Genomic DNA, 14,333 nt, shown 5'->3' on the forward strand with positions numbered 1-14,333 from the left:
TAGGTGTATTTTATAGTAGTTTCTTTTCTATTTCTTCTACCTTTGCAAAATCCCAAGTACCATCTAATTCTGTGATTTTCCTCACTTTATGCGTTTGAAATAATCTAATCATAGTACTCCCCCTACTTACGGTACTCGGATCATCACTACTTTAGCTTATTGCTTGGGAAATTATATTAGCATCTTATTCTTTTAAAGTTAACAGCACTACTTTCAAATAAACTTCCCTTTAAATTGCTGAACGATTAAATGTTTATAACCTTATCTTAAGTTCTCCTACATTTGGATTTGGAAGCAATCGAATATCACTCATGGTAGCTTCAGCAACTCCTCCTTCTAATGCATTAAGTTCTTGGATTCCTCTCAAAAGAACACTCCAATTACTAGATGTTCCATTTGCTGAAATATAGACTTCGTTACCTTCCCGTTTAGCCTCAACCGTGAGTTTTTGCATTCCCTTTGGATCATAAACTGTTGTCGAAGCTGATCCTCCATCCTGCAACTCAAACAAATGCAACTCAACATTTTCGGCATACTCATAGTCAGGTCTGTCATCTAACTCTCCTATAGCTAGTAAACTATTAGCACGCACGTATAAAGGCAAACTTTGATAGCCATGTTCTTCCTTTCTCCAGCCCCCACCTTCAACCTTCTCACCCGTCAAGTAATGTGTCCAATTTCCCTCAGGTAAATAAAAGGAAACTTGGCCGCCTTCTTGAAAAATTGGTGCAACCAATAAGGAATCACCGAGCATGTACTGACGATCTAGATTCTCACATGCAGGATCATCTGGAAATTCAAGTAACATAGCCCTCATCATTGGATATCCTTTTTGTGAAGCATCACAAGCAGCGGAAAACAAATAAGGCATTAATCGACATTTCAGTTTTGTAAAGAAGCGTAGCACATCGACTGCTTCCTCATCATACATCCATGGTACTCTGTACGATCTGCTGCCATGTAAACGACTATGACTAGAAAGTAAACCAAACGCAACCCAGCGTTTATATAAATCAGCAGAGGAAGTACTTTCAAAACCTCCTATATCATGACTCCAAAATCCAAACCCAGATAGACCTAATGACAGACCACCGCGCAAGCTTTCCGCCATTGCCTCATATGTTGAATCACAATCACCACCCCAGTGTACAGGAAACTGCTGTCCGCCTACTGTAGCTGAACGCGCAAATAATGCAGCTTCTCCTTTACCAAGCTTTTCTTCAAGCACATCAAAAACGACTTTATTGTAAAGAAAACTATAATAATTGTGCATTTTATACGGATCAGAACCATCGTAATAAACGACATCTGTTGGGATACGCTCTCCGAAATCGGTTTTAAAGCAATCTACACCCATATCGATCAACCTTCTCAAGTGGGAAGCAAACCATTCACACGCTTGTGGATTTGTAAAATCAACTATCCCCATACCTGGCTGCCACAAATCCCACTGCCACACGCTTCCATTCTCTTTTTGCAAAAGATATCCTTTTGACTTCCCTTCATCAAACAACTTTGACTTTTGAGCAATATATGGGTTGATCCAAACACAAATCTTTAGCCCTTTCTCTTTCAGGCGTCTCAGCATGCCTTCAGGATCAGGGAACACCCGTCTATCCCATTCAAAATTACACCACTCATACTCTTTCATCCAGAAACAGTCAAAATGAAACACATGAAGCGGTATATCACGTTCGATCATTCCATCTACAAAATGGTTCACTGTTTCTTCATCATAGTTTGTCGTGAACGAGGTCGTTAACCACAGTCCGAATGACCATGCCGGTGGCACAGCCGGTTTTCCTGTTAATGAAGTAAAGTTCTCTAAGACTTTTTTCGGTGAAGGACCATTAATAATAAAATACTCTAAATATTCACCGCTAACACTAAATTGGACCTTAGATACCTTTTCAGAACCAACTTCGAACGAAACATTTTCTGGATGATTGACAAAAACTCCGTAACCTCTATTCGTTAAATAAAACGGTATATTTTTATAGGCTTGCTCTGTACTTGTTCCACCGTCCTGATTCCAAATATCGATACTTTGCCCATTTTTAACAAAGGGAGTAAATCTTTCACCTAGACCATAAACAGATTCACCCACTCCTAGTCCTAATTGCTCTCTCATATATGTTTTCTTATCTTGGGTTGTTACATAGCCCATGCCTCGTGAGCCACTACCCGTTAACCTGCCCATACTATTGTAAAAATCCACTGACCATCCTTCTTGCTTATTAATCTTAACGGTCAGGTCTCCACTTGTTAAACTTGCTTCGTTTTCATTATCATAAATGCTCACAGGTGAATTAGAATCGGGGAAAAGTTCAAATTCTGGTCCTTGGTGTTGTTCTCCTTTGAAATGATACATTTGGACACGGATTACATCCTGCATTGGTGATGAAAACTTCATAGTAAATAGCGGTCCTGTTAACGTATGTCCACGTGTTTCAATATGCATGAAAGGTGCATAAACGGTTAATGACTGATCATCTTTTTCTACTTCATTCACTTCAAAGGGACTGTAAATATTTACTCCCTCACGGTTTAACCAGTTACCATTACTAAATTTCATTTTTTCCATCTCCTTTACCTATTTAACTAATAAAACTTTATGTTACGGAAAAAAACCCCTCTTTTTAAATCAAGAGTTTTTCCACATCGATTTATTCCTTCACAGAGCCAAGTGTAATCCCGTGAATAAAAAATCGTTGTAAAAACGGGTAAACGACTAATACAGGAAGCATAGCAATAAAGATTTTGGCTGCATTTAATGTTCTGTTTGAAAGCTCGCTCATTCGTTTATACTGATCCTCAGTCATACTTGCAGGATCAAGGACCACCGTCAATTGTTGAATATATGTCTGTAATGGATAAAACTCTTCTCTTGTCATAAAAATTAAACCGTACAAAAACTCATTCCAATGATAAACAATACTAAAAAGGCTAACCGTTGCCAGTACTGGTACGGAGAGTGGAATATATAATTTGTATAAGATATACCAAGGCCCTGCACCGTCCACAAGTGCTGCTTCTTCTAATTCCTTAGGTAAATTACGGAAAAAGTTTATCGCCAAAATAATATTAAACACGATCGTCTGTGCCCCACCAACTAGAACAAGAGACCAAATACTGTTGAGTAAATCATATTCTTTAATCGTCAGATATAAAGGAATTAGCCCACCATTAAACAACATTGTAAAAATTAGTAGCCACATTAATATGTTTCGCAGTTTAAAGTCTTTTACAGTTTTAGACAGTGGATAAGCCATAAGGGGCACAATAATAAAGTTAAGGGCAGCTCCAAGTACTACACGCTGTATCGATATCCAAAAGGAATGAAAGAATTGTGCATCCCCTAATAATTGCTTATATGAATTAATATTAAATCCCACAGGCCAAAACGCGACCTCTCCAGCACTTGCAGCTGATTTTGAGCTAAACGAAAGAGCTAATGTATACCAGAGTGGTAGAATACACGTTATGGCAATTCCGACTAAAATAACAATAAGTACAATGTCAAATACTCTTGAGCCAATCGTCTTATCTTTGACCATCCATCTTCACTCCAATCTTTTAGAAGATACGGTAATTTGTTGTTTTGTAAGCCAAGAAATAAGATAAACTTATGAGAATAAATCCTGCAGCAGATTTTAATAAACCAACTGCTGTTGCAAGCTCATACTGTAGATCCAACAATCCGGTACGATACACCCATGTATCAATGATGTCTCCTGTTGAATATACAAGTGGATTATATAAATTAAAGATTTGATCGAATCCTGCATTCAATACATTGCCTAAGCTTAGTACGGTTAGTAAAATAGCCGTTGTTCTAATTCCAGGAAGGGTCACATGCCACAAACCCTGTAAACGAGACGCACCATCAATTGAAGCAGCCTCATACAAAGCTGGATTAATTCCTGTTAATGCTGCAAGATAGATAATCGTATTGAATCCAAATTCCTTCCAAATATCACTTCCAACAACCAGAATAGGAAACAGGTCTGCTCTTCCAAAGAATAAGATCGGATCAACACCAAATAAAGATAAAAACTGGTTAACTGGACCAACATAAGCAAAAATATCTAAAAGAATGCCCCCTAAAATAACCCATGATAGAAAGTGAGGCAAATACACAATCGTCTGAATCCATCTTTTTAATACCATTAAGCGCAATTCATTAAGCATTAATGCAAAGATCAACGGAATAATGAGATTTCCTATAATTTTCAATACAGCAATAAAAATGGTGTTAAAAAAAATATCCATCGTATCATTTAATGTGAACATATACTTAAAATGCTCAAGACCAACCCATTCTGAGCCAAATACTCCCTGTACCGGATTATAGTCTTGAAAAGCAATAGCAATTCCAAACATAGGTACAATACTGAATAATAATAGCCAAATAAACCCTGGTAGAAGCATAAGGTAATAATGCTTGGCAAAACTTTTGTTTTTCATAGCCCGTTTCCCTCCTGACTTCTCTGTAATAGATTAATAGAAAGCGGCTGCCTCAAAAGGGGCTATCCCCACAAACACCAATAACATGAACTTTTCCTTTAATGAAAAATCCTACTTATTGGCTCTGAGGGATCTAACCCTTAGGTTTTGAGACAGCCTATCTAGGAAATTTACTTATTAACTACTTCTTTTACTTCATCAGTTATTTTATCTCCGCCTTGTTTTTTCCAATCCTTAACAAACTTATCAAAATCATCAAGCGGTGCTGCACCCATAATAATTTTTAGGAAAACTTCATCTTCCATCTTTTTGAGATTTACCCATCTACTTTCCATTGTTTTTGTTTGTCCATAGATTTGACTGTAAACCCCGTTAATTTCTTGGTCTACAAGTGGTGACCCACCAACCATCAGCGCATAGGAACGAGTCCATGCCCCTAAATCAGCCTTTGGATCCCAGTGCTGGATACCTAATTTGTCATAAGGCTCCAATTTGACCTTTTTAATATTTTCTGCGTCTGTTACTAATAACTTATATTCTGGTTTATCTTTGAAGTCTTCAGCTGTTTTCGTACCTGCCAACACTTCCCTAAGCGCCTTAACACTATATTCAGTTTCATCAGAAGGAGCAAAAACGAGTCTCAACGGATAAAAGCCCGGGCCACCTTTACTAGGATCAAATGTGGCTTCATTCGCTAATAAGTTATTTAACATTTTCATAGCTGCTTCAGGATGTTCATAATCCTTACGTACTACCACGAAGCGGCTTGAAGGAGTACTCATGTGCGGACTATATTTTCCATCTGCATCAAGTGGTAGAGCATATGCTTGCCAATTAGCTTCTGGATTCGTATTGATCGCATCTGTTATTGGTCCATAAGGCATCCACCAAGGAGCAAAGAACATTCCTGAATCTCCACTAATAACAGATTCACCAGAATCTTCACGTACCCCCATTTCTTGATCAATTAACCCTTTAGCATACATATCTCTTAATTTAGCCAATGCATCTTTTGTTTCTGGTAAGGTGGAGCCATATACAGGCTTTCCATCTTCCCCTTCTACCCAGTAGCCTGGATTGGCATTGTATGCAGAAAAGATTCCATCAAATCCATATAGGTTGTTTGTCGACTCCAGAAAATTAGCATACAATTTATTATTTGTATCTGGTCCTGAAAGACCTATTGTATCGGCCTTTCCATTACCATCCGGGTCTTGCTCAGTAAAGGCCTTTGCCACCTTCTCCAAGTCCTCAACTGTCTTCGGTGGCTCTAGTCCTAATTTGTCCAACCAATCTTGACGGATCCACAATAAGTGGACTCCATCTGCCTGTAACTGAACACTCGGGATTGCCATCATTTTTCCATCAAATGTAACACTATCTTTAGCAAGACCATTCGTGCTTTCAAGAATTCTTTTGATAGCAGGAGAAGCATACTGTTCGTAAACTTCCGTCAAGTCCGCAAGTTGCCCAGCCTCATACATTTGTCTTAATTCCACAGGTCCAACTATCATCGCATCTGGCAAATCGTTACTAGCAATAGCCAAACTGACTTTTTGATCGTAATTTGAAGGTGATGCAGTAAAATGATGTTCTACATTAATATTTAAATTTTCCTTTACGCTTCGAGTATATTGATTATCCAAAGGTGTATCACCTGACGGTAAACTCGTATCACTTGGATCAACCTCTTGGCCAACTGTTATCGTCACCGCTTCATTGTATTTACCAAATGGATCAGGTGGATTTTCAGAATTCGTTTCTTTCGTTTGGCTCGTTTCCTCAGATGATGACCCACCATTTGTACATGCGGTAACGAAAAGTAACAGAATCGCAAGTAAAACCATCAAAGCTTGTTTATTATTACGCATACTATTTCCCCCTTTTTACTGTAATCTTTTAATCTACAAATGTACTATAACACAAATGAAACCGCTTCCAAGTTAGAAAGCGGTTGCCAGTTTAGGGAGAGTAATGACCAATTAACTTGCTCAAAACACACTTATATTTTCTTAGTTTAGAGTAATCAAACATATCTCACCCTAAAAAAGGACATTCCTCACCCTTTTTGATTCATTTTACGGTACTCACTAGGTAAACTACCTGTTTTTTTACGAAAAGTACGGCTGAAATACTTGTCATCTGCATAGCCAGTATTCTCAGCAATCCATGTTATCGTTTTATTTGTATGCACTAAGTATTCTTTCGCTTTTTCAACCCTTACGTGACGTACATATTCATTAAATGTCATTCCTACCAAATCTTTAAAGCATTGACTAAAATAACTGCGGCTCATATTTACCCTTTTTGCTATATCTGAAGCATGAACTGGACATGCCAATTCTTCATGTATGATTCGAACTGACTTCATAATACTTTTTTGAACATCACTAGAAAATAGATTGTTCCCCATTGATTCGTTTAATAGATCTCTGATCGAGTAAAACCAATTTTCAACATCATACCAACAGCTCATTTCATCTGGTAGCTCTAACTTCGCAATGACATGGTTATAAATCCGGATCCATTCATTGACTAAGAAATACAAGAGATTAACTAATCTTGTCTTCGGCAAATGTAATGCTTTCATTTCTTTCAATAGCTTTTCAAACTCTGAGGTCTGTTGTACCCAAGCTAGAGACAACCATTGTTCCTTTAGCTTTGTAATCTTTACCTCGTCAACGAGGGATAGATTTCTTTCTAGCTCTTGTATAGATAGGTAGATCCTTTTGTTGTTTGGATGATAATCATAGAAGAACCGTTTTTCTTTATACTTAATCAAATGCTTCTGGATTTCATTTTTATTTTTCCTTATAAGCCCATTCAAAATAATAATTCCATAATCATTATTATTGTTATCATCATCAATTGATATCCTATTTAATATGTTTTTGCAGTCTTTCTCACTTGTAGGTAACCAGAGCCAAACACCCGTATCAATCAATTCTGGTTGAAAGTCTAGTTCACCTTTTTCCTTTATGATACTTATCATACCATCGGTTTCCATAGTTGAAACAAAAGCATAACCTTCATCGATCTCCAATATCTCAGAGGAACTTTCACCTTTAAACTGTCGGTCATTTTTTCCTTTTACATCTATCATTCGCTTTTGAACTCTAGCCAAAACTTCTTCAAAACTTTCCATTTCCATTTGAACTTTAGCAATATAATCAATTGCCCCTAACCGTAAGGCATCTTGAATATATTCAAAATCTTGGTGCATGGTTAATACTACAATTGAGACACTGGGGTAACGTTCACGAACATTCCTCATTAATTCAATACCTGACATCACGGGCATTGCTAAATCAGTAAATAGCAAATCGATCTCATTAGACTCCATGAATTCTAGTGCCTTTTCTCCATTTTTTGCTTCTCCTACCACCTTCATATCATAATCCTGCCAGGGCATTGTCGAAGTGAGTCCTTTTCTAACTAATTTATCATCATCGACGATAAGCACTTTAATCACGAGCATCCACCTCCAAAATTGGTAGAGTCAGAAAAACACTCGTTCCCTTACCCACTAAACTTTTAATCTCTAATTTTGCCTTTCCTTCATAATGGTTTTCTAACATCCTCTTTACATAATTTAATCCGATTCCCATGCCATCCTTCTGCTGTTTCGTTTGATTTTGATTTAATAATCTATCAACAGCTTCCTCTGAGATCCCCGCACCATTATCATTAACTTCTATTTGTATGTTATGGTTATCGTTCCTCACTTCTACATAAATATAGCCTTCATCACTCAACCCATGGTAAATTGCATTCTCTACAAGCGGTTGAAGGATAAATCGGGGGACTGGATTATTCAAAATTACATCATCAGTATAAATTCGGACTTCAAATTCAAAGTCATAACGGAATTTCTGGATAGCCAAATATTGCTTCAATGTCTCGATCTCTTCCATGATCGTAGAGGTCTGTCCAGCCTTCCCTAAATTATAATACAACAACCTATTGAGAGACGTAACAAGCTGACTGATATCCTTCTGATCATTCATCACAGCGAGCCAGTTAGCAGTATCCAATGTATTCATAAGAAAGTGGGGATTGATTTGATATAATAGTTTCTCTACCTCAAGGTCAGCTCTACGCTTTTCTTTTTGTTCTATTTCCTTAAAAAGGTCTGAAATTTGATTTTTCATCTTGCGGAATTGTCTGAGCAAATAGTCAAATTCCGGAATACGTGTACGAAAGGTCTCGGATTGAAAATCGCTCTGCATCATCCAATTGATTTCTTTATCGAATTTCTGCAATGGCTTATATACCATCTTCCACAGCAACCAAGCAATGATGCGGCTTAGTACTCCAAAGATAATGGATAGGTAAATCATTTGCACAACCCATTGGTTTTTCTCTTCATTGTATTTTGCCACTGGTATTAAAGATACTATGCTCCACCCTTGATCACTCGTCTCTTTAAACCAGTAATATTCGTTTAGTAAACCCTTACCCGACTTTCCACCTTCAAAATAGGTATTTTCCTGAAAGGGATTATTGACTTCACTATATACGATCCTCCCATGATTATCTAAAATCAGGTAATAATCCTGCTCTCCAGTTTGATCTCGCTGCAAAATATTTTGCGTATGTTTTAAATCTGATTCAATATAAACATAGATATCATCCCTTTCAGGCAAGTCTACCTTTCTTAAAACAGAAAATACATATCTATTACTATGGAGTTCATTACTTATATGTGGGCCAAAGTTTGCGATTCTAAAATGATTAACTAGTAAGGGCAATCGATTAATTGTAAAGTCATTTTTTACACCAGAGGTATTAAATAAATAATTATTCTCTTCATCAGAATAATACATAGTTAAACCGATACCAGGATTAGTAAAAGTAATTTCATTCAATTTCGTCTTGATATCCTGATAATATTTTGCACGTTCATATGGTTGTTCCGTATGCAAATACGTGTCCAAATAGCCCCCAACACTCCCAGGGATGACAAGTTGCTGTGAAACATGGTTCAAGTTGTCGATTGTACTTTCAAGTGACTGTTGAACATTTTTCAAATTGCTTCGTACTCCAGAATCTAGTTTACTGCTCAGTATGGATGACATGGCATTATATGAAATGAGTGCTGTACAGACAAAAGGAATTAGTGTACCAACAGCAAAAATAAACACGATTCTTTTTTTTAATGTAAACTGTTCCAAAAGGTTTGAAATCTTACTGTTTATTTTCATTAATTAGCATCCTTGTCTATATTTCTAGTATTATGTCTTTATCATATCATGATAAATGCACCTTGCAAGCGCTAACAGAATGTGGTTTCTGTAAAAGCTTTTTCTCCCTAACAAAAGCGCAAGCGACTTGAACAGCCTCAGGCAAATAAATTAATTTAGAATAGAAGGCTTCTTTACCTTCAATTCTAAATTAGCTTATGTCCTCAATAGGCTAGGCGCTGGAGCTAGATGCTAAAGCACTTATCCACAGTTCAAGATTTTATTATATTCTAAGCAACAAAAAAGCAGGCTATCAGTTAAATAACTAATAGCCTGCTTCTACAATTAACCATCTAATAAGTAGATGTCTTAACTTTTTTCGCTTTACGCTTATTTATTATCTTTTTTACAATTGGATAAACAATAGGGGCCCATTTCATGATTTTTTTAATTAGTCTTTTCATAGTTACCTCCTACTTTTTTATTAATATTCCCGAGTCTATTAGAAGGTAAACATAGCCATCACCCTAATCTACGTTTTTCCAAGTATCTAACCTACCTTTGAAACTTCTTTCCCTTGCTGAAGCTGATACATCTGAAAGTACTTTCCTTTTTGGTCGAGTAACTCTTTATGACTGCCACTCTCGACAATTTCCCCGTGATCTAGGACAAGAATTTGGTCAGCATTACGAATCGTTGAAAGACGATGAGCGATGATAAATGTAGTTCTACCTTCTTTCACAATATTTAATGCTTGTTGGATCATTGCCTCAGTCTCAGTATCAATATTAGCTGTTGCCTCATCTAAAATTAAAATTGCAGGATCATACGCCAATGCGCGGGCAAAGGAGATAAGCTGCCGTTCACCAGCGGATAATGTACTACCCTTTTCAAGGACTGGTTCCTCATACTGATTTGGAAGCTTTTCAATAAATCGATCTGCTCCTACATCCTGTAGAGCCTTTTTAACTTTTTCTGTTGTAATTGCTGGATTCTCTAGACTTACATTAGTTTCGATTGTCCCCGTAAACAAAAACGGATCCTGCAGAACGATTCCCATATGCTTCCTAAGCTGTTGACGAGGAAGTTTACTAGTATCCATTCCATCAATCATAATACTTCCTCGATCAATGTCATAATAACGGAATAGAAGATTGATAATCGAGCTCTTCCCTGATCCAGTATGACCTACTAATGCGACAGTCTCTCCCTTTTTCGCTTCAAATGAGATATCTTTTAAGACATCATTTTCTCCATCATAGGAAAACGAAACATGATGAAATTTAACATTTCCCTCATATCTAGGTAATTCATCCTCATTAACAGCCTCACCTTTTTCATCTAGAAGCTCAAAAACTCTTTCAGATGCAACCCTTGCTTGTTCTAACTGTGCAAGCTGATTCACAATGTCAGTTACCGGCTGGAACAAACGGTTAAGGTAGTCAACAAACGCATAAAGCATTCCAATAGATACGATTCCTGCTGCACTTATCGATTGCCCGCCAAAATACCAAATTAGTACAACAAACGTAACATTACGAAGGACATTCACTAAGTTGTGAGAAGTCATTGAATTTAAGCTAAGTAACTTATTTTGATAGGTAAAGTGTTCTTCGTTTAACGTCTCAAATTCCTTCATTGTTTGTTCCTTACGTCGAAATGCACGAATAATTGGCATTCCTTGTATGGATTCATTAATGATCCCATTAATGTCACTTACCCTTGTTCGGATCAAGTGATTATACTTTGAGGCAACCTTTCGATAAAGCAACGTCCAAATTATGATGATTGGAACCAAAAACAGTGTAATCAACGCGAGCTTTTGATCAAGGAAAAACAATGCTACAAAGATTCCTGTCATGTAAATACCACTTGTAAAAAAGGTCGCTAACACTTTAACATATAGCTCTCTAATTGCTTCAGTATCATTTGTTACACGTGAAACAATTTTTCCAGCTGGCCGATTATCGAAATAATTGATTGGCACTCTTTGTATATGCTCAAACACATCGGTTCTCATTTTTTGAATAATACGATTAGCGGCTTTTTGAAGCATTAGTGATTTTCCATATTGGAAAAATGCCGCGATAAAAAGCAAACCAACATAAAAACTAAGCAGGAGAATAATTGGTCGGATTTCTGGTTGATAAAAAGCAAATAACTCCTGTTGATTTAATTTATCTACTTCATAGCTTTCTTCGTCAGAACCATTCGATATTGTTAGCATGTCGCCACTAATTGATCTCTCGCCGTCAAAAGGGAGATGCTCATTCGTAACATAAAAGGAGCGTCCTACTTGGATAATTTGTATTTCCTCATCCCCTAAAGAGTCTCCTATAGTAACATTCGAACTTCTTTTGAAATAATGCTCGTTATACAGAACTGCTTGATCATCCTTATTTGTCACTTCAACCCAAGGGCTTTCAATTCCAATCATATGGTCATCGATCATTTTTTTTGCTAAGAAAGGCCCTGTAAGCTCAGCTGCAACAGCAAATGTTAGCATTGCAAGAGCTATTATAATCGTTTTTTTGTAGAGAAGTGCGTAATGAAGGAGGCGTCTTCCAGTTGATTTTGATTTCATTTAACTCACCTCTCCATAGGAATCAGATTGCTGCCGATCAAATTGCTCTTTATACCATTTTCCCTCTTTCAGAAGCTGTTCGTGTGTTCCTTCCTCCACAATTTCCCCTTCATCCATTACAACAATCCAATCTGCATGCTGAACAGCTGAAAGTCGATGTGCAGTAATAAACGTTGTTTTTCCCGCTCTTTCCTTACGTATATTCTCTATAATCTTCGCCTCTGTTTTTCCATCAACAGCAGACATAGCATCATCAAGTAATAGAATTTCTGGATCTTTAATTAATGCCCTTGCAATTGAAATCCGCTGCTTCTGGCCACCTGATAATGCAACACCCTTTTCACCAACAAGTGTATCTAATCCTTTTGGTAAAATAGCCAAATCACTATTAAAGGCAGCTAAATGTAGCGCCTTATCAATTTCCTCTTCACTCACTTCTTCTTTTCCAAACTGAAGATTTTCTCTGATCGTTCGTGAAAAAAGAATTTGCTCTTGTGGTACATAACCAACCCAGGAATGGACGCTGTCAATCGCAATAGTTTCTAGAGGTATACCTGATACCTTTAATTGTCCAGTCCCCAATGGATACTCTCTTAACAGCTGTTTTAACAAAGTAGTCTTTCCACTACCTGTTTTGCCTACAACTCCGATTGTTTCGCCTCTTTTTACATGCAAAGAAACGTTTTTTAAGTTCTCATTTGTTGAGGTCGGATAACGAAATGTAACATTTGAAAACACAATCGACTCTGCTACAGCTACTTCATTAGGATTGTTGTGATCCTTTACATCTGCTTCATAAGTAAGGATTTCATTTACTCGATCTAGTGAGGCATTTCCACGCTGAAGGATATTGATAAGCTCACCAACAGCAAACATTGGCCAAATTAACATTCCTAAATAAATGTTAAAACTAATTAATTCTCCTAGTGTGATGATTTGATGAAAGACTAGATAAGCACCATAGCCAAGACCAATTACATAGCTTAGACCAACGAGAATTTTTATGGTAGGTTCAAATAATGCATCGACTTTCGCAACGGCAATATTTTTGTTAAATACATCTTCTGTCATGTCATTAAAGCGTTTTTCATCTGCCTTTTCCTGTACATATGCACGGATAACTCTAACTCCTGCAATTGACTCAAGCACATTGTCATTCAAATCGCCAAAGGCATTTTGAGCGACTGTGAAACGTTGGTGAATAAGCTTTCCATAATAATTAATTGCAATTGCCATAAGTGGCAATGGTAAAAGAGCAGCAAGAGTAAGCTTCAAACTAATCGTAAAGCTCATTACGATTATAATAATAATCATAAAAATAGTTGAATCAATTAAGGTTAAAATCCCGAAGCCTGCTGTCATTGAAATCGCCTTCAAATCATTTGTCGCTCTTGCCATTAAATCGCCTGTTCGATTCTTTTCATAAAAGCTAGGAGTCATTGATAATAAATGTCTCATAAAGCGATACCTTAAAATTCGCTCAATTAAATGAGCTCCTCCAAATAACTGGTACATCCATACATAGGTTATGCCATAGCTCAAAACAATAAGAGCACCAAAGTAAACTAGTAACTCACGTAAGCGTTCACCAGTCATCTGCCCAAATTGAATATCATCAATCGCAATTCCGATAATTTTAGGTGGAATAACATCTAATACACTGACAATGATTAATAAAGTAATCGCAACTGTGTATCGTTTCCAATACTGTTTAAAAAACCAACTTATTTTCTTAAATACTGAGAACACTGAAAGGTCCCTCCCCTATTATTAAAAGTAAATATATATTGTTAGCCACCTTTCATCCAATCTAAATAAATACGGATCACTTTTTCTTTTTCCATCTCAAAAAACTCCTTTCAAAAATTCATCCCATTCTTAACGGGCATATCTATATAAACGAGCAAAATGCTCGGTATTTAAAATAAGGCTGACTCGCCAAACTTTGTTGCTTTTAAAATAGTATTGGGTAGGTTGATTGCAGCGAGAGGATGCTCACTTTCCGTGGGGCGGGCGATGAGCCTCCTCAGCGCGAAGCACCTGCGGGGTCTCATCTGTCCCGCTACTCCCACAGGAGTCTCGCATATCCGCACCAATCA

9 protein-coding genes are annotated in these 14,333 nt (G+C 37.1%); all 9 read right to left on the reverse strand.

Annotation, left to right across the window (positions count from 1 at the left end; all coding sequences use genetic code 11):
* Positions 1–253 precede the first annotated feature (253 nt).
* The 9 genes from yicI to HUW50_RS08795 all read right to left on the reverse strand — a co-directional run bounded on the left by yicI (position 254) and on the right by HUW50_RS08795 (position 13,983).
* Entirely contained in the window at positions 254–2,575 is a 2,322-nt protein-coding gene (gene yicI, locus HUW50_RS08760) for an alpha-xylosidase (protein WP_185653845.1), read from the reverse strand.
* Between the two features lie 91 nt (positions 2,576–2,666).
* Positions 2,667–3,557, reverse strand: a complete 891-nt coding sequence (locus HUW50_RS08765) for a carbohydrate ABC transporter permease (protein ID WP_066338421.1) — start codon at positions 3,555–3,557, stop codon at positions 2,667–2,669.
* Between the two features lie 19 nt (positions 3,558–3,576).
* On the reverse strand, positions 3,577–4,467 hold the full coding sequence (locus HUW50_RS08770) for an ABC transporter permease (RefSeq protein WP_185653846.1): 891 nt from the start codon (positions 4,465–4,467) through the stop codon (positions 3,577–3,579).
* Positions 4,468–4,637: 170 nt separating this feature from the next.
* A complete protein-coding gene (locus HUW50_RS08775; RefSeq protein WP_066338430.1) occupies positions 4,638–6,338 on the reverse strand; it encodes an extracellular solute-binding protein in 1,701 nt (566 codons plus the stop codon).
* A gap of 188 nt (positions 6,339–6,526) precedes the next feature.
* Complete coding sequence (locus tag HUW50_RS08780; protein ID WP_066338433.1) at positions 6,527–7,939, reverse strand: response regulator transcription factor; 1,413 nt, start codon at positions 7,937–7,939, stop codon at positions 6,527–6,529.
* Complete coding sequence (locus HUW50_RS08785; protein WP_185653847.1) at positions 7,932–9,671, reverse strand: sensor histidine kinase; 1,740 nt, start codon at positions 9,669–9,671, stop codon at positions 7,932–7,934. The genes HUW50_RS08780 and HUW50_RS08785 overlap by 8 nt, the downstream gene beginning before the upstream one ends.
* Positions 9,672–10,003: 332 nt before the next feature.
* Complete coding sequence (locus HUW50_RS27040; protein ID WP_232329077.1) at positions 10,004–10,114, reverse strand: hypothetical protein; 111 nt, start codon at positions 10,112–10,114, stop codon at positions 10,004–10,006.
* 86 nt (positions 10,115–10,200) lie between these two features.
* Entirely contained in the window at positions 10,201–12,234 is a 2,034-nt protein-coding gene (locus HUW50_RS08790; RefSeq protein ID WP_066338443.1) for an ABC transporter ATP-binding protein, read from the reverse strand.
* Positions 12,235–13,983, reverse strand: a complete 1,749-nt coding sequence (locus HUW50_RS08795) for an ABC transporter ATP-binding protein (protein WP_066338450.1) — start codon at positions 13,981–13,983, stop codon at positions 12,235–12,237.
* Between the last annotated feature and the right edge of the window lie 350 nt (positions 13,984–14,333).

It is taken from the genome of Metabacillus sp. KUDC1714 (assembly GCF_014217835.1).
GTDB lineage: Bacteria > Bacillota > Bacilli > Bacillales > Bacillaceae > Metabacillus > Metabacillus rhizosphaerae.

Bases quoted from the DNA above. Each gene is read 5' to 3' on its own strand.
- yicI (WP_185653845.1), bottom strand. From the start codon at position 2,575: ATGAAATTTAGTAATGGTAACTGGTTAAACCGTGAGGGAGTAAATATT.
- HUW50_RS08765 (WP_066338421.1), bottom strand. From the start codon at position 3,557: ATGGTCAAAGATAAGACGATTGGCTCAAGAGTATTTGACATTGTACTT.
- HUW50_RS08770 (WP_185653846.1), bottom strand. From the start codon at position 4,467: ATGAAAAACAAAAGTTTTGCCAAGCATTATTACCTTATGCTTCTACCA.
- HUW50_RS08775 (WP_066338430.1), bottom strand. From the start codon at position 6,338: ATGCGTAATAATAAACAAGCTTTGATGGTTTTACTTGCGATTCTGTTA.
- HUW50_RS08785 (WP_185653847.1), bottom strand. From the start codon at position 9,671: ATGAAAATAAACAGTAAGATTTCAAACCTTTTGGAACAGTTTACATTA.
- HUW50_RS27040 (WP_232329077.1), bottom strand. From the start codon at position 10,114: ATGAAAAGACTAATTAAAAAAATCATGAAATGGGCCCCTATTGTTTAT.
- HUW50_RS08790 (WP_066338443.1), bottom strand. From the start codon at position 12,234: ATGAAATCAAAATCAACTGGAAGACGCCTCCTTCATTACGCACTTCTC.